The organism is Ruminococcus sp., assembly GCF_017650195.1.
Taxonomy (GTDB): domain Bacteria; phylum Bacillota; class Clostridia; order Oscillospirales; family Ruminococcaceae; genus Ruminococcus.
The window spans coordinates 1-19,859 of record NZ_JAGCFH010000104.1; the positions used below are offsets into that span (position 1 = coordinate 1).

18 protein-coding genes are annotated in these 19,859 nt (G+C 40.0%); 13 read left to right on the forward strand and 5 right to left on the reverse strand.

Features of this window, described 5'->3' with window-relative positions; genetic code table 11:
- Positions 1-216: hypothetical protein (locus tag J6U00_RS04985; protein ID WP_296579718.1), on the forward strand; the 216-nt coding region annotated here is incomplete at its 5' end.
- 156 nt (positions 217-372) lie between these two features.
- Here the strand turns inward: J6U00_RS04985 and J6U00_RS04990 are convergent.
- Positions 373-720 carry a hypothetical protein gene (locus tag J6U00_RS04990; protein ID WP_296579721.1) on the reverse strand — a complete coding sequence of 116 codons (348 nt, stop codon included), beginning with the start codon at positions 718-720 and terminating at the stop codon, positions 373-375.
- 335 nt (positions 721-1,055) lie between these two features.
- On the opposite strand from J6U00_RS04990, the gene J6U00_RS04995 reads away from it, so the two are divergent.
- The 9 genes from J6U00_RS04995 to J6U00_RS05035 all read left to right on the forward strand — a co-directional run bounded on the left by J6U00_RS04995 (position 1,056) and on the right by J6U00_RS05035 (position 9,346).
- Positions 1,056-2,852, forward strand: a complete 1,797-nt coding sequence (locus J6U00_RS04995; protein ID WP_296579724.1) for an HAD-IIIC family phosphatase — start codon at positions 1,056-1,058, stop codon at positions 2,850-2,852.
- Entirely contained in the window at positions 2,839-3,690 is an 852-nt protein-coding gene (locus J6U00_RS05000) for an aldo/keto reductase (RefSeq protein ID WP_296579726.1), read from the forward strand. Before J6U00_RS04995 ends, J6U00_RS05000 begins: the two co-directional genes overlap by 14 nt.
- On the forward strand, positions 3,683-4,507 hold the full coding sequence (locus tag J6U00_RS05005; protein WP_296579730.1) for a transketolase: 825 nt from the start codon (positions 3,683-3,685) through the stop codon (positions 4,505-4,507). The genes J6U00_RS05000 and J6U00_RS05005 overlap by 8 nt, the downstream gene beginning before the upstream one ends.
- Before the next feature lie 3 nt (positions 4,508-4,510).
- Positions 4,511-5,434: a transketolase C-terminal domain-containing protein gene (locus J6U00_RS05010; protein WP_296579733.1), complete on the forward strand. Its 924-nt coding sequence runs from the start codon at positions 4,511-4,513 to the stop codon at positions 5,432-5,434.
- Entirely contained in the window at positions 5,431-5,859 is a 429-nt protein-coding gene (locus J6U00_RS05015; protein WP_296579736.1) for a MaoC/PaaZ C-terminal domain-containing protein, read from the forward strand. Before J6U00_RS05010 ends, J6U00_RS05015 begins: the two co-directional genes overlap by 4 nt.
- A 17-nt stretch (positions 5,860-5,876) precedes the next feature.
- Positions 5,877-6,119, forward strand: coding sequence for an acyl carrier protein (locus J6U00_RS05020; RefSeq protein WP_296579741.1), 243 nt, complete (start codon positions 5,877-5,879; stop codon positions 6,117-6,119).
- A 335-nt stretch (positions 6,120-6,454) separates the two neighbouring features.
- A complete protein-coding gene (locus tag J6U00_RS05025; RefSeq protein WP_296579768.1) occupies positions 6,455-7,657 on the forward strand; it encodes an MBOAT family O-acyltransferase in 1,203 nt (400 codons plus the stop codon).
- A 12-nt stretch (positions 7,658-7,669) separates the two neighbouring features.
- Positions 7,670-8,806, forward strand: a complete 1,137-nt coding sequence (locus tag J6U00_RS05030) for a hypothetical protein (RefSeq protein WP_296579744.1) — start codon at positions 7,670-7,672, stop codon at positions 8,804-8,806.
- A 234-nt stretch (positions 8,807-9,040) separates the two neighbouring features.
- Positions 9,041-9,346 (forward strand): DUF4274 domain-containing protein, encoded by a 306-nt coding sequence (locus J6U00_RS05035; RefSeq protein WP_296579745.1) that lies wholly within the window; start codon positions 9,041-9,043, stop codon positions 9,344-9,346.
- 1,130 nt (positions 9,347-10,476) lie between these two features.
- On the opposite strand, the gene J6U00_RS05040 is transcribed toward J6U00_RS05035, so the two are convergent.
- Together J6U00_RS05040 and J6U00_RS05045 are read right to left on the reverse strand one after the other, a co-directional pair.
- Positions 10,477-11,700 carry a HipA domain-containing protein gene (locus tag J6U00_RS05040; protein WP_296579747.1) on the reverse strand — a complete coding sequence of 408 codons (1,224 nt, stop codon included), beginning with the start codon at positions 11,698-11,700 and terminating at the stop codon, positions 10,477-10,479.
- An 89-nt stretch (positions 11,701-11,789) separates the two neighbouring features.
- A complete protein-coding gene (locus tag J6U00_RS05045; protein WP_296579750.1) occupies positions 11,790-12,248 on the reverse strand; it encodes a hypothetical protein in 459 nt (152 codons plus the stop codon).
- Between the two features lie 657 nt (positions 12,249-12,905).
- On the opposite strand from J6U00_RS05045, the gene J6U00_RS05050 reads away from it, so the two are divergent.
- The 3 genes from J6U00_RS05050 to J6U00_RS05060 are packed head-to-tail and all read left to right on the forward strand — an operon-like array spanning position 12,906 to position 17,448.
- On the forward strand, positions 12,906-13,457 hold the full coding sequence (locus tag J6U00_RS05050; protein ID WP_296579753.1) for a sigma-70 family RNA polymerase sigma factor: 552 nt from the start codon (positions 12,906-12,908) through the stop codon (positions 13,455-13,457).
- Positions 13,447-14,493: a hypothetical protein gene (locus J6U00_RS05055; RefSeq protein WP_296579758.1), complete on the forward strand. Its 1,047-nt coding sequence runs from the start codon at positions 13,447-13,449 to the stop codon at positions 14,491-14,493. Before J6U00_RS05050 ends, J6U00_RS05055 begins: the two co-directional genes overlap by 11 nt.
- A 9-nt stretch (positions 14,494-14,502) precedes the next feature.
- Positions 14,503-17,448 (forward strand): dockerin type I repeat-containing protein, encoded by a 2,946-nt coding sequence (locus tag J6U00_RS05060; RefSeq protein ID WP_296579761.1) that lies wholly within the window; start codon positions 14,503-14,505, stop codon positions 17,446-17,448.
- Positions 17,449-17,563: 115 nt separating this feature from the next.
- Here J6U00_RS05060 and J6U00_RS05065 read toward each other — a convergent pair whose 3' ends face one another.
- Together J6U00_RS05065 and J6U00_RS05070 are read right to left on the reverse strand one after the other, a co-directional pair.
- On the reverse strand, positions 17,564-18,982 hold the full coding sequence (locus J6U00_RS05065) for an IS1182 family transposase (protein ID WP_296579764.1): 1,419 nt from the start codon (positions 18,980-18,982) through the stop codon (positions 17,564-17,566).
- 168 nt (positions 18,983-19,150) lie between these two features.
- Positions 19,151-19,859 (reverse strand): hypothetical protein (locus J6U00_RS05070; RefSeq protein WP_296579766.1); only part of this gene is annotated, 709 nt, incomplete at its 5' end.

The window sequence follows — 19,859 nt, forward strand, 5'->3', positions numbered from 1 at the left end:
CTTGAAATGCAAAAATTTGGTTATAGATTAGGCTGTTCTCAAGAAGAATTTGAGCGTATGGTCAGAGACCGTGAATCTTATGTAAACAAAGATATAGCACCAATAGAAAATGTGCTTAATTCACCTGAGCTACGTTCAAGATATAACGAGATACTAACGAAAAGAAAAAATGATAACACAAACACATTAAAACAATATGGACTATTGGATAATTAAGGAGGAATAATTTAAGATGATTACTAACTGATTATTTCACGGTAAGGAAAGCAGCAAAACGCAATACGGAAAGCACCAAATCGCTTCAGGGAAAGCAGTAGCGCGCAACATGGAAAGCGGTAATCCACATCATGAAACTATCTTTCAAATGAGATCTTACCTTAATTCTTCAAGAAGCTTTTCAAAAAGCAGATTGGATATCAGTTTTGGATGCGCTATACAGTCATCTGTACCTTCACAGATACGGATGTTGTATACTTCTTCAGGAACCTCTGTATTTATATATGGCCTTAATTCATCAATAATGGGGTTGCCTTCAGCATATGAAGCTTTTAGTCTGGCAATGAAATCTGGTTTACCATCATCAAACTTAGAAACCGGTCCGATGTTTTTAATAGTTTTCTTCTTTGGTACAGACTTAACGGTATTAGGATCAATAACTCTGATTGACTCCGAAATGCGAATATATTTGGATCCGTTGTTACTAAATACATCAAGAAACATAACTACCTCCTATTATAGCATACATTGCACTACTTAAACCTCAAAAATCTGAATTTGTCAACCCATATAATCAAAAAAAGTGAAAATTTTTCGAGAAATCTTCACTGTTACTTTTTTCTATTCGTTTTTTTTCTGTCAAACTCGGGTGGGAAGAAGCCGAATAAAACGTTTAATGTTTTTCGCAATTCAAATGATATAATTGACAAAGCAACTAAAAAGCGGTATAATATTGATAAATTATAGTGCAATTAAACGTATTGTATAAACTCATGCAGAAAATATATATCTCTATATTATTGTTACTTATCAATTATTATTTTTTTGGAGAGTAAAATATGGATATTATAAGTTTATTTGAACCGCCATTTAATAGTGATCTGCTTATCAAGCGCAAGAAGATCCGAAAGGAATTGTTAGAATCAAATGTTGACTTTATAGATAAGAAAATTGCGATCTTAGGCGGCTCTACCACTCATGATATAAAAGATATTCTCGAACTGTTTCTTTTAAATAATGGAATACGTCCAACATTCTACGAAAGTGAATATGGGCAGTATTGGCAGGATTCTATGTTTCCAAATCTGGAACTTGATTCGTTTGAACCTGACATAATATATATTCACACAACATACCGAAATATACTGCATTTCCCGATGATAAATGATCCTGTTGAAACAGTAAATCAGTATTCTGACGAAACCTACGAGCATTTCTCTGTGATGTGGGATCAGCTTCATAAAAAATATAAAGCTGTTGTGATACAGAATAATTTTGATTTCCCGGATTGGAGGCTGCTTGGCAACAGTGATGCCAGCAATATTCACGGAAGAATTAATTTTATTACAAGGCTGAATATGAGATTTGCCGAATATGCTCAGCAGCATGATTATTTCTTTATTCATGATATCAATTATCTTTCGGCATATTGCGGTCTTACTGCGTGGTCGGATCCGTTTTACTGGCATATGTATAAATGTACTCCTGCTCAATCCACTATACCTTATCTTGCACACAGTGTAGCGAATATAATAAAGTCCATTTACGGAAAGAATAAGAAAGCATTTGCGCTTGATCTTGATAATACGTTATGGGGCGGTATTGTAGGTGACGACGGCGCTGAAAATATTGAAGTTGGACAAGAGACTTCAGTAGGTCAGGCTTATAGTGAATTCCAAAGCTATATTAAGGCACATAAGCAGTTGGGTGTTATTTTGAATATAGTCAGTAAAAATGATATGGAAAATGCAATGTCCGGACTGAGAAGACCGGACATGGTCCTTAAACCGGACGATTTTATAATGATCAAAGCGAATTGGGAGCCAAAATCACAGAATCTCATGGACATTGCCCATACTCTTTCATTGACACCTGACAGTTTTGTCTTTGTTGATGATAATCCGGCAGAACGAGAGATAATCAAACAGCAGATACCAAATGCTGTTGCTCCGGATATCGGAGATGAGCCGGAATATTATATTCGCGCAATAGACAAAATGGGTTATTTTGAAGTAACTACAATTTCAAATGATGATGCTTCACGTACTTTAATGTATAAACAGAATGCAGAGCGTTCACGCGCCGAAGCTCTGTTCAGCAATTATGATGACTACCTTCGTTCACTTGAAATGAAAGCGGAGATATCTGCTTTTTCATCATTGTATCTTTCCCGTATTTCGCAGCTGACAAATAAATCAAATCAGTTTAATCTTACCACGCTCCGTTGTTCACAGGAAGATATCACGGCGTACGCCAACGATGATCGATATATCACGCTGTATGGAAAGCTATCAGATAAATTCGGCGATAACGGAGTAGTATCAGTTATAATAGGTAAAATAAACGGAGATAATCTTGATTTGATAGTTTGGCTGATGAGCTGTCGTGTACTAAAAAGAAATATGGAATTCGCCATGATGGATACACTTGTAAATAAAGCAAAAGCTCAAAATATAAAAACCATAAACGGTTTTTATTATCCAACAAACAAAAACGCAATGGTCAGAGACTTTTATAAAACGATGGACTTTGAAAAGGTTTCGGAAGATGAACATGGGAATTCCGCATGGAAATATATTATCCCCGACGAATACATAAATAAACAGAATGTGATTGATGTTAATGAACCGAATTGAAACGAATATATATGGTGATCTGTCCATACCATACCTTGGCTGTGGTACATGGCAGATAACTAAAGCTGACGATATGAAGTCAGTTGTTAAAGAAGCGTATTCTTTGGGATATCGTTTATTCGATATTGCTGCTGCTTACAGCAATGAAATCACATTTCGCAAAGCAATTGCTGAAAACAATATCCCTCGCGATGAACTATTGATATCTGATAAAGTCTGGAACACTTCAAGAGGTTATGAAAAAGTCAGAGAGGCTTGCAAGGCCTCTCTTCATAAGATTAAAACAGATTATCTTGACTTTTATCTGATCCATTGGCCTGCTTCAAAAAAGCTGCATGACAATTGGGAAGAGATCAATGCCGATACGTGGAGAGGCATGGAATCATTGGTTTATGACGGCCTTGTAAGAAATATCGGAGTATGCAATTTCAAGAAAGAACATCTCAAAGCGCTGCAAAAGACATCAAAAATAAAACCTGTGATAGATCAGATTGAATTTCATCCGGGATATATGCAGGCTGAACTCTATAATTATTGTCTGTCAGAAAGTATACTCATTGAGGCAAGCAGTCCTCTCGGGAACGGACAGATACTTTCAAACAGCGTTCTGAAGGAAATTGCAGCAACAAAAAACAAAAGTACTGCACAGATCTGCTTAAGGTGGGCAATACAGAAAAAAGTAACAGCGATCCCCAAAACAACCAATACTGATCGTTTAAAAGAAAATGCGGATATATTTGATTTTGAACTGTCTGAAAAAGAAATTGCTTTGATAGATGCTATCCCCTTTTGCGGAGGGCTTGCTATTGATTCTGATGAGGTGACGCAATTTGGATAATGATAAGATCATACTCAAAAGACTGCGTAAGCAGATCTTTCTGACAGGATACAAAGGCGGTCTTGCCCATTTTGCTTCATGTTATTCATGCCTTGAGATAATATATACTCTTTACTGTAAAGGGATACTCAGAATTGATAAGAAAAATCCCAAATGGAAGGAGCGCGACAGGTTCATTTTAAGCAAGGGACACGCAGGTCTGGCTTTATATGCGGTTCTAACGGAACAAGGACTCATTTCAAAGGAAAGATTTGAATCCTATCTTCAATCGGAAAACTGCATCGGCGGGGAACCGTGTATGCGCGATAGTGAATGGATAGAAGCAACCACCGGTTCTTTAGGGCACGGATTGTCTATGGGACTTGGAATGGCGATCGCAAATAAAACAGATAACAGAAATGCCAAAGTATATGTGATTTTAGGCGACGGAGAATGCGAGGAAGGAACTGTATGGGAAGCAGCCATGTCAGCCTCTGCATTAAAGCTTGACAATCTAATAGTGATCCTTGATTGCAACAGGATACAGAAAATGGATTTTGTAAACAGAACGATCGGCTCGGATAACTGGCGCCAGAAAATGGAGGCATTCGGATGGCTCGTAAAAGAAGTTGACGGACACGATGTGAATAAACTCTATGATCTGTTTTTGGAAAAAAACGATTCCGGGCTGCCTCTTTTTATTATTGCTCATACCACAAAGGGTAATGGCGTATCAATAATGGAGAATATGCCAAACTGGCACTTTAAGCTGCCGAATAAGAAAGAACTCAAAATTTTTCAGACAGAACTAGATATAGATAGTTCGGAAATGGAGTAAGAAATGCAGACCGCATATATCAGCAAGCTTATGGAACTTGCAGAACGTGATAAAAATGTTATGCATTTACTGGCTGACAGCGGAACAGGCTATGATGAAATGTTCCGGAGGAACTTTCCTGAACAAATAATCAATTTCGGTATTGCTGAAGAAAACATGGTCGCTGCCGCAGCGGGAATGGCAACTTGCGAAAAGATCCCTTTTGTATATACTGCCGGTGCATTTTTGTGCTATCGTTCGCTTGAGTTTATTCGTAACGATATATGTTTTCAAAATCTGAATGTTAAACTGATAGGTATGGGAAGTGGTCTCTCATGGAGTTCACTGGGACCAACACACCACACTACGGAAGATATTGCTGTTTTGCGCTCGCTTCCAAATCTTATGATACTTGCGCCGGCAACTCCGAAGCAGGTCTTTGAAGCAGCTGAAACAGCATACAACCACATAGGACCGGTATATATACGTATCGGAATGAATCATGAAAAAGAATTCTTCCCCGATGATCACACTTTAGCAGCTGGAAAAAATGACGTTCTTTTTGAAGGGAAAGACTTGGTTGTTTTTTCAGTGGGAAGCATACTTGAAGAAGTTTATGAGGCTGTTTCAAAACTTATTGACAGCGGAAATAGCATTGGTCTTATAAATGTTTCGACTGTTAAGCCATTTAATTACGAAGATGCTTATGAACATATTAAAAATGCAAAAGCTGTTGTTTCTGTTGAGGAACATTCAGTATTCGGAGGACTCGGAAGCATTATGGCTGAAGTAATTGCTAAGTACAGACTTGATCTGAAGCTTGAAACTTTAGGGCTCAATGATCGCTTTGCTGCTGGTTACGGCAGCATCAAGGCAGTCAGAAAAGCGAATGGATTCGATTCAGAAAGCCTATATAACAAAATCAAGAAAGTATGTGATGTAATTTGAATGAGTTTTGTTTTGCAGATATATATATCGGACAAAAGGAGTCCTTTTTAAAAACGATCACCGCAGAAGCAGAAAACAGTTTCCGTGAGATCACGGGAGATATTAATCCTCTGCATTATGATGACAATTTTGCTGCTGCAATTCCCGGAACAAATTTTAAAGGGCACATTTCCTTTGGTATGCTTACAGCTTCGTTATATTCAACACTTGCAGGTGTATATCTGCCGGGGAAATACAGTCTGATACACAGCTTTGATGAAATTTCATTTATGCACCCTGTATATGCAGGCGATGAACTGACAGTATCAGGTGAAGTAACAAAAAAATGGGACGAATTGGGGCTTATAATGGTCACTGCCTTCATCAGGGAAAAAAAAGGTGAAACAGTATCAAAAGCGAAAATAAAAATAAAGGTTTTAAAATAGTATTGGAGGAATAAAAAATGACAAGAGAAAGCGTTTATGAAAGATTGAATTCTGTATTTCGTGATATACTTGATGATGATACGATCAATCTCAAAGATGAGACAGTGGCAGATGACGTTCCGGGCTGGGATTCCTTTGAGCATATCAACCTCATTATAGGCGTAGAAGAAGAATTCAAATTCAAAGTTCCTATGAATAAGGTCGTAAGTATGAAGAATGTTGGCGAAATGGTCGATATTATCCTTGAAATGGGACAATAACCCATATAAAAGGAAGGCAAAAGGCTATGACCCTTTTTGATTTTGATTATTTTATACTTATCTTTGCCCTTGTTGTGGGATATTATGCTTTGGGACGTTTTCAGAAATACGTCTTACTTACCGGAAGCATTTTGTTTTTTATTATGGCTTCAGCTGAATATGTTGAAAAAAGTATCGGCATATTTTTATTTGTATCAGCGGTCACATACACCGGAGCTATAATTATCAGTAAACTGAAAGGAAAAAAGCGGCGATTTGCCGCTGCCGCAACTATATTTCTGCTTGTAGCCGTATTGGTCGTTTTTAAGTATCTTTATAATTTAGCTGATCTGACAATGTCAATCTTTAATGCGAAGGCTGACATTTCTTTTTTATCATTTGTATCTATTATCGGCGTTTCATATTTTACTCTGTCTGCAATTGGTTACATAGTTGACGTTTACTGGAATTCTTACAAAACAGAACTGAATCCTGCTGATGTTATTCTGTTCATCTTTTTTTTTCCACAGCTCGTATCAGGTCCTATCACAAGATTTGACGTTATGAAAAAGCAGTTCAATGAAAAAACTGTTTTGAAATACGAGAATATATCTCATGGTATGCGCAGAATGCTGTGGGGATATTTCAAAAAACTTGTGATCTCAGAAAGAATGAACATAGTTGTCTCAGCTATATATAATGATTATACCTCATATAGCGCTATAGGAATCATTGGTGCAACTATCTGTTATGCAATAAGGCTTTATACAGATTTTTCAGGCTGTATGGATATAATCATTGGTACTTCAAGACTGTTCGGCATAGAACTTCCGGAAAATTTCTCCGCTCCGTTTTTTTCTAAAAATGTCAAGGAGTTTTGGCAGAGATGGCATATCACTTTAGGCATCTGGTTTAAGGATTACGTAATGTATCCGCTGCAAAAGAGTGAATTAATGGTAAGGATCGGAAAAGCAAGCAAAAAGCGCTTTGGGAAAAAGCATGGCAAAAGAATACCTTTTTATTTATCCATGACAGTACTTTGGTTTCTAATAGGAATCTGGCATGGAGGTACAGGTTATTATTTTGTTGCATCAGCTATCATACCGTGTTTTTATCTTATTATGAGCGACCTTTTACAGCCTGTTTTTAAAGGTATCAACAATAAACTGAAAATTGATACCGAATGCTTTAGCTGGCGTTTGTTTCAAAGCATCAGAACAGGTCTTTTACTTTGCGTTTGCTGGTTTTTTGTATGCTCCGGAAGTCTTTCGGCAGCAGCTGATATTTTATGCAATATGTGCAAAAATCCTGTGTCTTATACGACTTTCGCTTCGGCTATGAAAAACATGGGATTAAATGCTATGGATATTTTATTAGTGATCACCGGATGTCTGGCTATAGCTCTGGAGGATTATTTTTCTTATCATGGTGAGAACATTACTCAAATGCTTGATAAGCAAAACATTTCATTCAGATTTATCGTTGAAGGTCTTGAAGCAGCTGCAATAGCATTCTACGGAATGGCAGGAACATCAGAATTCATTTATTTTAAGTTTTGATAGAGGGGCTGTATGAAGGAAAAAAATAAGCTTAAATGGAAATATCTTGTTTTTCCGTTTATACTGTTATTATTGTTTGTCTGGACAAATTATTATATTGACCCGGCAAGTATTTTTCATAATGATTCAGAACAATGGGAAAATATGGCAAGATCAATCGTTAACGGTGACGAGGTCTATTTTGCATTTAATAACGGTAATGAGAGAGAGGTAAAGCATCACCTTATAATGCAGATGCCGGATCAGGTAGACTGCGTCGTTATTGGACCGAGCTTAGCGATGTGTATAGACAGAGAAATGACCGGCGACAGTATATTTTATAATCTCGGGGAATCCGGTGCTGATTTGTATGATATCCTTGCTCAATTCGGCTTAATGGAAAAATACAGCAAAAAAACTGAACGTATTATTTTTTGCGTAGATACTTATTTTTTTGACAGGAATATATATCTTAACAGAGAGATACATCTTCCTTTGATCAGTTATGCTGAATATATGCTTTCCAGGCTTGGAGCTGAGCCTGATGTTGAAATTGTACACGATGACTCTTCGGATAAAAACGATCTGGATTATGTCAAGCTAAAGCAATTATTTTCAATAACGTATTTTCAGGAATCAGTCAATTGGATCAGAAAGAGCCAAACGTTATTCCTGCCAGATAAACGCATAGGGATTGTTGATCAGGACTTCGATTATTACAATTATGCATATTACAGGAATGACGGAAGCTGGGTCTATTCAGAGTCATTTGCCAACCGTGGAACAGATCTTGTTCTTAACGAAATGGAGGAATATGATGTCTTCAATAAATTTCCTAAAAACTGTCATTTAAATGAATACAATAAAATGATCTTTGAAAAAGTAGTTCAGTATTGTATTGACAGTAATATAGAAATTGATCTGTTTCTATGTCCGCTATCGCCTCTTTTATGGGATCGTTTACAATCCGCAGACGATAATTATTTTATTCTTGATGAGTTGGAATCATTTGCTAATGAAATTGCTGAAAAATACGATCTTAAAATCACAGGCAGTTATAATCCGTATAATCTTAATGTATGCAATGAAGATTTTTACGATGAAAGACACATAAAGCATGATAAGCTGGCCAATTACTTTGATTTTAAAGCTAAGAATCAAAAGTTTTAATTCTTTAAGCCTAATACTAAGGATACCATAAAGTCTATTCAAAGTTTGTCAAAACAGAACTTGATAAGATAAATCCAAATGGTTCATCCATATCAATTCAAAGGCAAGTAGCATCGTTACAGACAAAACTCCGAAGACTACAAGAAAGCGGATTACCAATGTACGAAAAAGATGGTGCTACTATTGAAATGTGGCAAAGATACTTAGGCAAACTGAAATGAGAAGAAATTAATTATGAGAAAAGAACTTATATCAGATATGATTTATGAATCAGACGATGAGAAAGTAAAAGCTTTTCTTGCTGAGTGTGATGATGAGGAGTTGTATGTTTTCGCATATAATTACACTTGGGGTAACGGATTTGATATTCCGACAGTAATCATCAATAATTCTTGTTGCTCATTAAGCACAGCACTTCTTGTGTTTTATCGTGCCGACGGCTATTCATTTTTATTGGATAAAGAAGCGGATAGTGATCTATTACCCTGGCATATGTTCGTATCCAATATCTACTCTCGCATTATAAACGGCGCTTATTAACGGTCTGATGTAGCTTTTGTTCCTCCGTTGACTAAGGTTCAAATATTTAAGTTAAAAAAACAGCTTAATAAGAACGAAGAGGTACTGATTACAGCCATTGATGGTAAGAATTGTGATATCGACATATAAAATAGTAAAGCGGTCAACCTATGTATGTATGCAGGCTGACCGCTTATCTTTTCCAATCAATAATAGTGTCTACGATCTCACTCTGTTCAGTAGCGGCTTTGCGGAGATAAATTAGAGTATTCTCAATTCACTCATGTCACATAAGATCGGCAAGAAATGCGATATCATTACAGCGGTCAAGAAAGCTCTTTACGCTGATACCAGTAGTCGACAGGCACTCATCGACGAACGAGAAAAGCAGACTAAAATGAAGAATGCCTTTGGCAGAGGGTATTGCTAGAAATATGAGGATTACACCTGCGTGAACGCTGTAGGAGAGCTAATACGTCCCAACTATGTATCAGACCACTTCCCGATAGTGCTCTGGGAGAATGGTCATCGAAAAATCCGCTTCCAAGACCTGCGCAACCGCTGTGCCAGTCTGATCCTTGCAAATGGAATACAGATGATGCTGATACGGAAATAGCTCTCAGCCATAGCGCCATAAGTACAACGAGCAACGTGTACAACCATGTGGACAGTGAAAGCAAGAAAATGAGCGCCGAAGCAATAGCAAAAGCACTCTCAGATATGCCAGCTGATACGTCTGGTAAATCTGCATAATAAAATGCGGTTTTGAGCGATTCGAACCGCTGAAAAATAAAAGGCTTCTCGTAGTTTTCTCGCAGAAAATAGTAGATTTCAATACACTTCAGGTGTAATAAATGCAGAATTTGTGGTAAAAAAATGGCGCTTCGTCATAATAAGCAAATAGTTCCGCCTCTCGCAAAAGGCGGAACTACACGGCAAACGCCTAATTTCAATTTGGCACACTGAATCGAAATAAACCCCGTTTTTATTTGTCTGCAACTCTTCTATAAATGATTATCACTTCATGAACAAGTATCAAATCATGATTTACTAAATCGTAATTTGATACTTGTTATTTCTTTTCTTGTGTTATATTTGTCCCTCCGCTAATAATTATACATTCCAACACAACTGACTGTAGCACATCTTTATCAACCAATTTTAATATTGTATTCTTCTGCGGTTACTTCGTCGGTATATTCGTCATTAAAGCTGTTTACTTCCTTAACATTCTGTTCAACAGCCAGCAACTGTAAGGTATCTATCCTGTTCCTTACTGCTTCGCATATCAGCTCAACTCTTTCAGACTTCTGATCTTTGAGAATCTCTCTGATGTCATTTTCTATACCGTCAAGCTTTGAAAAATCATATCTGCTGAAATCAGAAACAAGCTTTATCTGCTCACTGTGATGCTTTTTGAAGGGCTTGCATTTTATCTCTGCATTCTTTATCTGATCTTCGGAGCGGTCAAACCAAAGTGAAGTTCCGCTGTCATATATGGGAGCAGCACCTATCCATTCAAGGGTTTCTGCGTTCCTGAGAAGTCCGAAATTATTAAAATGCCTGTCCTCGTTGGCGATAATATAGTCAACCACTATCATATCATCGACAGCAGCGGATATATCAACACCGATCTCCTTACAGGTATTGATATAGTGCAGATAATCGTTCTCATGATTTTCTTTTCCGCGTATCTGTAATATCCTGTACGCACTTACAAGCTCGGTATCCTTAGTGATAAAGTCCTCACATATGCTGAATGGCTCATTTCCGATATTGATAACGCTGTACGGAACATGATCTATACCGAGTCTGTCCATTACCATTGAGGCAATAACCTCGTTACACGGCTGCTGTCTGTAAGGCATTGAGCCTGCTTTGAGCAAGCAGCGCTTTCCATCAATTATCTTCCAGCGCTTTTTCAAATTACCGTCGGAGGTATTATCGGGAGAATAAAAATCAAAGCCTGATGATTTGGTACTTGTACCGAACAAAACATCTCCGATATCATCAGAGAATTCGTTGTCAAAGAAATTAATGTCCTCCCACTTCATACTGTTGCCTGATGGCTTTATCCAGTAATGATCGGAAAGACTGAGACCAAAGCATTTTGTCAGCAGTTCGCTCGGATCATATATACCGAGGGTTTCAAATGCATCGGCAATACCCATTCTGCTTGCAGGTATTGAACGGCCACACCACCATTTGTTCAGTGCGCCGCGGTCAATAACTTCATTATGGTGCAAAGGATGGACAATACCAACAGGAAGGTGTTCCCTGTGTATAACATCATTGACAGCGGTTATTCTTCCGAGAACATCGTCGATATCAATATCAGCAACCTCTGTATTCTTATGCATCAATATATATTTCATGGGTACACCTCTCTTTCCTTTACCGATATTAGTTATTATATCATTATTTTCGTTATAAATCAAGTCCTTTGTCAGATTCATACCGTACCTCAATTCATGTAGCCGTAATCATCATCGTTATATAATGAGAGAAAACGTCTGCGAAGCACATCAACTGCAATTTCAAGCTCTTCCTTTCGTTTGTTCCTGCCAAGACCCGTCAGTATACCCGCTTCCGTTGGCGTTATCTCGTTGAGGACATAACAGTCCAGCATTTTCTGATGTTCATAGCTCAACGAATCATACGCCATCCAGACAAAACGGTCACGCTCGCTTTCTTTGATGTGCCATAGCGGTGAGCCATTGAGCTTATCAGCGAGTTCTTCTGTGCAGCGTTCAGAGATATGCCGCTGATAACAAGCAGACCTGCTCATCATGTTCAGCATTACATAACGTGCGTAGGCGCACACCCATGTTGTGAATTTACACGTTCCATTGAAGCGTTCTCGGTCAAAATAACAGCGCTCAAACGCCTCCACGACTACATCTTCAACTGTAAATCCATGCATATAACCTTGCACGGAAAATTCGGGAGACGTAATTGTAGACCATGTCAAATGACGCACGGTACAGCTTATCTCATTCCCTGTCGTCGGTCAGTGACTTCTGTACTGCATTGTAATTCGCGTGCCATTCGGCGTTCATGGTAATTTCTGTGTTTTACATTTGAATACACTTAATAAAATAGTTTTCTGATTTTACTCAGAAGCTAATATTACCATATTTCGACGCTAATATAAAGATTTCGACATAGAAACAGCGTATGTACTATTTCAGTACATACGCATATTGTTATAGTTTACAAAAGGAAAAGCTACATTTTGTGCATTTAGCAGCAAAAATGTAGCTTTCAGCTTGTGTATGTAAACCGATTAGATAATGTATGAAGCGCGGATAAAAAATAACGCCCCACTTAAAGTGAGACGCGAAATTGGCTGCGCGATGAACAGGCGCTGTGCCGCAGTTGTGATAGAGCCGGTCTCGGAGCAGCTGTCAGGTCTGAGGGGAAGCGTCGTAAAAAGTCACAGAAATATATTGTAATCAGTGATAAACTATGGTATAATTGTTAAAAATAAATTATTTCTTAAAACACTTTGAGTTTTGACGGAAAAACGGTACTAATAAATGGAAGGTCAAATCACGCCTTTGAGAGGAGGGATCTCCCCATGGATAACGGTGCAGGTAGCTACCGCCGTTTCCTTGCAGGCGATGATGAAGGACTGCTTGAGATAATCTGCGGATACCGCACGGGTCTGATACTGTATCTGAACAGCTTTGTCCAGAACATCCATACAGCCGAAGAGCTTACAGAGGACACTTTTTCGGAGCTTGCGATAAAATGTCCGAAGTTCGGGGAGAAAAGCTCCTTCAAAACATGGCTCTATGCTATAGGCAGAAACGTCACGGCTAAATATCTGCGCAAGCATCCAAACTCCGTCATCGTTCCGCTGGAATCACAGGAATGTATTGCCGACGAGGAAAATATCGAGAGCAACTACATAAAAAGCGAACAGAAGCGCATGGTACACAAGGCCATGCACAGCCTAAGATCAGAATACCGTCAGGTACTGTATCTTTCCTTTTTTGAAGGATTCAGCAATGAGGAAGCCGCTGTGATAATGAAGAAGTCAAAGCGGCAGATAGAAACCTTGCTATATAACGCTAAAAAAGCGTTAAGATCTGAACTGGAAAGGAGCGGCTTTGAGTATGAAGAATGATCGGGAAATGTATCAAAGTGTTCTTTCCAAACGAAATGAACATAGAAAAAAGAAAGAAAGACAGCTCCGGATAATAAAGCGTACTCTCCCTGTCTTAGCCTGCTTCTGCCTTACCTTGGGCTTGTGGGCTGCTTTCAGGGAACGTCCGGAAAAGCTTCCGGAAATACCTGACTCTCCGGGCATGACCGAAACAACGACTACAGTGACATCTTCGACAGCTGTCACCGTAAGCACTTCTGCTGCGACTACCGCTTCGGCGCCTAAAACTACTCTTACCGCCGCGACCGGTACAGGTCAGACGACAAAGACCACAGCTGCCGTTACGGAAACTTCAGCAGCAACTCAGACAGAACAGACGACAGCTCAGCAGACAGAAACACAGGTATCCTCAACAACTGCGACAGTCACTTCGGCTGTGAACTCAACTACGGCTGCAACGACATCGGTGACCACATCATTCGGAGATATGTCGATAGATCCGAACCCGCCTGAAAAGCGGATATACCCTTTGCAGTTTGACGACATGGAAGCTGCTGTCAATGCAGTCCTCAATCCTGATATTGTACTGGCATACGACGACGCGGAATCATCCGCCGTTTATTCAGCTATGTTCAGGAAGTTCAGGGACGAAGGCTTTATCTGCCGGGTGCAGGAAAACGAAAACATAGAAATACTGGAGGGGAACGGTGTACTGCTCCACCCAAGCACTCAGAAAGAGGATATCGGAGTAAGCTATCTTGTAAAATACAAGGGCAACAATTACCGTGTGAGATTTTTCTCCGCCGACCCAGACATCTCTGACAAAACAGAGGATATAGCGGAATATCTCAGGGAGCGCACCGGACGCGAGGAAACTATGAGTATGAGCATGAACGGTCAGTATATCACTATATATACTGCCGACAACCGTCAGTGGTTCATGAGCGCATTTATCGACAGCGGACACTATTTCGATATCAGCACCCTTGCGACCGTGGAGGATTTCTTATCCTTTTTGACCGAGTTTTCTTATGAAAAAATTGATCTTGAACAATGAGGTGATATTATGAAAAAGAAAATAATGGCAGTTCTTATTGCTGCACTGTGCTGCATGAGTACCGTTCCGTGTACTCCCCTTGCAGTCACAGCGGAAAGCAGTTCTGCCAAAGCCGCTGCCGACAATTACGGATTCGACATAAGCGGTACCAAAAAGCTTACCCTTGCCGATGTAGCGGAGCTCTCGAAAAAGGGCTACGAGCTTTCACTGCACGACTTTGAGCCCTACTCCGGCAAATGGCACATCAACGATATCTCCTGTGCAGCCACCTTTGCTCTTGACGACGGATTTTTCCTGAGCATACACGGAGATATCGCCGGAGTTCCGCAGTCTGTCTGGCTTTACAAGGACGATTCAAGGAACGGTCATATTGATATACGTCAGGACGATGTGGACGCCTATATCTGGAATATGACGAATAACGAGGACAACCCTGAGTACACCGAAAAAAAGATCATGACCCTTGACGATGTCACAGAGCTTTCCAAAAAAGGCAGCGATATCTCCTGGGCTGACCTTGATGGCTACAGGGCACGCAGAAACACTTCTTCGTCAGGTACGCTGTCTTATTATTACAGCCTTGAGAACGGCTATATCCTCATTGCAAACGGTACTGAGGAAGGGATAGAAAATCTTCTCCTCACTCACTATAACTACAATAACAGCATCGACATACGCAAGGGCGGCGTAAAGGAATTTATCGACAAAGATTCTGTGTTTGAGGTTTCGGAAATGGAGTACAGCTTTGACGATATTTACGGCATGACCACCGAAGATGTGGCAGAGCTGTTTGCGGAAAAAGGTCTGACACAGGAAAAGGGCTGCCGCGTATATTATCAGGGCGATGACGCTGAGTTCATTTACCGTTATGACAGCGCCGCTGTGCTTTACCCGGATAATTACCTGATAATGCGGATAGAGGACGGGAATGACATGAGATACTCCCCCACCGGAGAGCTCAGGAATTTCTGGAGCAATGACGGATATGTATGGAATCAGGAAAAGGTACTCAGGTCTCTCGGACTGCCTGAGGAGTACTTCGACGTTTCTGTGACAACTTCACTTATCAGGAAGCCGGACTATGAAGTGAGCAAGTCCGATAATCCTCTTGATCTTTCCGGCTATGATGCATACTGCTCCTGCCTGATAAAGTGCAGGGCAGATGATGAGAAGGAATTTGCGGCTCTGATGAATGCTGCAAGGAATTACTTGCAGCTGCACCCTGATCTTTATATGCTCAGCACAGACGAGGCTCTGCCGTATTACGGTCAGATAAAAAGCTCCGCGCAGAAAATAGCGGAGGTGATATCAGAGTATATGCAGAAGAGCTCCATTCCGGGCATAACCTCCTTTAAGGCAGGAGAAGCCTCCGGAACCGTGTCTGTCGGATATCCTGAGGAGTATGATGAACAGGTAAGAGCTTACGTTGAGGGTATAGATACCGAAGGCGTAAGGATAGATTTTGAACCTCACGGCAAGGGATATGATCTGAGCGGCAGTATCACCGCAGAGGACTACGCGGACAGTATAAGCGAGTATATGAAAAGGAACTCTATCCGCGGAGAGGCTTTAGTCATTCGTGAGGACGGCGTAAAAAAGATAAGCGTGGGATACTGGGACGAAGCCTGCGAGTCTCAGATAAAGGCTTACGTTTCCGGACTCGGTATCAGTGAGGAGCTGATAAAATATAACCATTACGAATGGACAGCGTTTAATAATGACGCTGAAAATACACAGTCCCTTAAAGGCGATACCAACTGCGACGGTCAGGTGGATATGGGGGACGCTGTGCTCATAATGCAGGCTCTTGCCAATCCCAACAAGTACGGCGAAAACGGCACTGCCGAAAACCACCTTACCCCACAGGGAAAAATAAACGGAGACATGGACGGCAACGGTCTGACTGTAGGCGACGCGCAGTCTATACAGCTCGTTCTCCTCGGTATCGCAAATGATACCGACCCGCTGGAGCCGACAACTCCGCAGCCAGTCAGCTTCAAGGATACTGATTCTGCTGTAAAAGCTATAAACTCCGGTGATGTAAGCGGCTATACCGAGAAATACCGGAATGATTACCTGAAAATGTTTGTTTTCTTCCGGAGCGACGGATATATATATCAGGTGAAAGCCAATGATGAGGTAAAGCTGAACGCTGAGCACGGTACAGCTCTTTTCCCGAAGGCGGCTTATGAAGATTACGGTACAGGCTGCTATGTGACATTCAGGGATAAGAATTATCATATACTGTTCTATTATGCTGACGCCGATGTACTTTCCGAAACAGACGGCATTGCCGAGTATCTCGGAAAGCGTATGGGACGCAGCTCCGACAAGGAGATCACTGTAAAGGATAAGAATGTCAGTCTGCTGCTGCACGAAAACGGTCAGTGCTATGCCAATGCTTTTATTGACGAGAACCACTATTTCGACGTGATCGGAAGTGTGTCCGAAGAGGAAATGACAGAGTTCCTGAATGTCTTCGAGTACGAAAAGCTGAGTATCAACAGCGGCGATATAAAAACCGCTGTTGACTGGTATTCAGATACAATGAACGAGATCGTCAGCGACTACTGGGAGATCGTCAATCCAAGCAAAGATCACAGCGCTGTGATAAAAAGCACAGACGAGCTCAGAACATACCTTGAGGTGATCTGCCGCGAAAAGCTCATCTCACATTATCTTGAAGCATACGATGACAGCTTTTTTGAGAACAATGTACTGTTTATGGATTCTATCTATCAGCCCTACGGCTACGGAAGGTCTATCTATGAGATAAATGATATCGCTTTTTCGGACGGCGCTATAGATATTTCCGTAAAAACTCTGACTAACGGAGGCTCAGATGTGATATCGCTGAGTATCGCAGTGATATCTGTTCCGAAGGAGAAATACAGCGGACAGACTGTCAGCTGGACGATAGAAAAGCCTTCTGAGACTACTGATACGTTTTTTTAATATCAGACCAAAGCATTTTTCTTGAATAAAGCCGAAAGCTCCGCGCCTGCGGAGCTTTCAGTCTGTCCCAAAAGCCCCTCTGCTGACTGAGCAGAGGGGCTGATTTCATAGATTATCAAGCAAAATCGAAATCAGGAAGAGAAAAATGGATTAATATTGTATAAATCAGTGAAGGCTGATGGTCCTTCCTAAGGTGGATCGCCAGTTTTTTCAAATTCATGGCAGCAAATTTAAGCCTAACCCAATTAGTTACTCGGGAGAGGCCTCTATGATTTGTGTAACGCATTGAATACTTTTCTTTGGCATCTGCGAATACACGCTCTATTGTTTCTTTTCGTTTCTCATACATCTCACTGTACTTTGGTGTATGACGGATATCTTCAACCACTTCAAGATATTCGCTCCAGATATGCTTTGTAACAGTTTTCTGGTGATTTTTGCTGTTCGTACAGTTCTTTATTTTTGGGCATTTTTCGCATATCCGAGGACAGCTTTTGAATTCTCGGTATCCTTCTCTGTTGGTTGTTGAATAGTTTAAAACCTGATTTGCAGGGCAAATCACACAGTTGTAATATTCATCATAAACATACTCAGCTGGTCTGAAAAAGTCTTTCCCTCCCATTGGCCTTTTGTATGGTAAAACTGGGATTCTTTTATCATCTAATACTTCTTTGCATATGTATGGTACTTTATATCCCGCATCCATTACTACATTTTTTATCTCCGGATGCTTGCCAATAAGCCTTTTGTACAATCCATCAAAAGCCACGCTGTCATGCACATTTCCAGGATTTACTGTTACATCCATTACATATCCGTTTTTGTCACAGGCTGTTTGAGCCGCATATGCAAAACACTTTTTATGTTCTCCTTTGTGGAAAACTCCGCATTCTTGATCTGTTGTTGATTCAAGCACTGTTTTTTCTTCTGTGGCTTTTAAACCGTTATTCTTGTCATTATCATCAAATGGCTTTTTTCCGTTCTTTTCTCTGTCTTCGTTTATCTCTTTCATCAGCTGTTCTTCATAGATTCTTGCTGCTTTGGGCACAGCTTTCTTTACTGCTTTTTTCATGTTTGCATTCGCTTTGATATGTGTTCCGTCTACGAATACTGTCTCTGGTGTAAGATAGCCTGCTCTCTCTATTTCACTCAATATCCAGTAAAATATGCGTTCTACTACGTCGGATGTGTATCTATGTGTGAAATTGTAGCTCAGCGTTGAAAAATGCGGTGTTGGTTCGTTCAGAAGATACCCTAAAAACCAACGATAATATATATTGGCACGCACTTCTTCTGCTGTTTTTCTGAGTGATGGTATGCCGAAAAGATGCTGTATCAATACCATTTTGAATATTACTACAGGATCTATGCTTGGTCTTCCGTTATTCTTACAGTACATATCTTCTACCATATCGTATATGTGTGTAAAATCTATTGCCGAGTCTATTTTCCTCAAAATATGATCCTTAGGCACCATTTCCTCTATACACACCATTTCCATCTGTTCTCGTTCTATCTTGTTTTCTCTCAGCATTATCACTCAGCTCCTTTCTCTCCTATTTTACCACATTTCATCAAAAAAAGTCCAGCTTTTTCACTGGACTTTTTCGACAGACTGAACAGCCGCTAAATGCGGCTGTTTTTTCCTATTTCCGGAAAGGCAGTCTAAGATCACCTAAAGTTAATTTGCGATTTTCCGTAATCATATCTCCTTTAATAGTTTCAGAATACTTTTTCCAATCGACTTGTTCTGATCTTCGCTATGCATAAACATTAGTTCCGTTTCAACATACTGTTGTAACTCTGCCGTACCATTTTTCAAAATGTACTTAAAAATTCCGTCGGTCACTTCGTATCTGTCAGAACTAATTATCCATTTGATCATACTATTATCGGGACGATCATACTCGTTACACTCAAACATAAACTCTTCCAGTTCATCTGCTAAAAGCTTTTTCTTTTCGTTATTAGTCAATGGAGAAACTCGCTGCGGTACAGCTTTCATTACCCTCTCTCCAGTGCAAGCCCTAACTTCATCTTTGCATTTCTCAATAGCCTCTTCTTTATTCTGCGCCATTATGATTATAGATTTTGGCAAGTCAGTTTCAAGATGCCATATCGACTCTTGCTGACCATAGAAGATAAAATTATTACAGCCAGCCACTACCAGCGAAAGAGCAGTCTTTCTTATAAAATCTAAGTCGTGAGGATGTTCAACTATCATAAAACAAGTAATTGTTCCATTTTTAATGTTCATTACACCATGTTCAATATCTAACCCCCATAAATTTGAACTAAGCTGTTCAGATGCTGACATATTATCACCTCTAAAAAATGATGAAAAGATAATAAAAATCGACATCATTATAAAACGATGTCGATTACTTGGCGCAGTGGGTGGGATTCGAACC

Coding starts and splice junctions, on each gene's coding strand:
- J6U00_RS04990 (WP_296579721.1), bottom strand. CDS start 720: ATGTTTCTTGATGTATTTAGTAACAACGGATCCAAATATATTCGCATT.
- J6U00_RS04995 (WP_296579724.1), top strand. CDS start 1,056: ATGGATATTATAAGTTTATTTGAACCGCCATTTAATAGTGATCTGCTT.
- J6U00_RS05000 (WP_296579726.1), top strand. CDS start 2,839: ATGAACCGAATTGAAACGAATATATATGGTGATCTGTCCATACCATAC.
- J6U00_RS05010 (WP_296579733.1), top strand. CDS start 4,511: ATGCAGACCGCATATATCAGCAAGCTTATGGAACTTGCAGAACGTGAT.
- J6U00_RS05020 (WP_296579741.1), top strand. CDS start 5,877: ATGACAAGAGAAAGCGTTTATGAAAGATTGAATTCTGTATTTCGTGAT.
- J6U00_RS05025 (WP_296579768.1), top strand. CDS start 6,455: ATGTCAATCTTTAATGCGAAGGCTGACATTTCTTTTTTATCATTTGTA.
- J6U00_RS05030 (WP_296579744.1), top strand. CDS start 7,670: ATGAAGGAAAAAAATAAGCTTAAATGGAAATATCTTGTTTTTCCGTTT.
- J6U00_RS05035 (WP_296579745.1), top strand. CDS start 9,041: ATGAGAAAAGAACTTATATCAGATATGATTTATGAATCAGACGATGAG.
- J6U00_RS05040 (WP_296579747.1), bottom strand. CDS start 11,700: ATGAAATATATATTGATGCATAAGAATACAGAGGTTGCTGATATTGAT.
- J6U00_RS05045 (WP_296579750.1), bottom strand. CDS start 12,248: ATGCATGGATTTACAGTTGAAGATGTAGTCGTGGAGGCGTTTGAGCGC.
- J6U00_RS05050 (WP_296579753.1), top strand. CDS start 12,906: ATGGATAACGGTGCAGGTAGCTACCGCCGTTTCCTTGCAGGCGATGAT.
- J6U00_RS05055 (WP_296579758.1), top strand. CDS start 13,447: ATGAAGAATGATCGGGAAATGTATCAAAGTGTTCTTTCCAAACGAAAT.
- J6U00_RS05060 (WP_296579761.1), top strand. CDS start 14,503: ATGAAAAAGAAAATAATGGCAGTTCTTATTGCTGCACTGTGCTGCATG.
- J6U00_RS05065 (WP_296579764.1), bottom strand. CDS start 18,982: ATGCTGAGAGAAAACAAGATAGAACGAGAACAGATGGAAATGGTGTGT.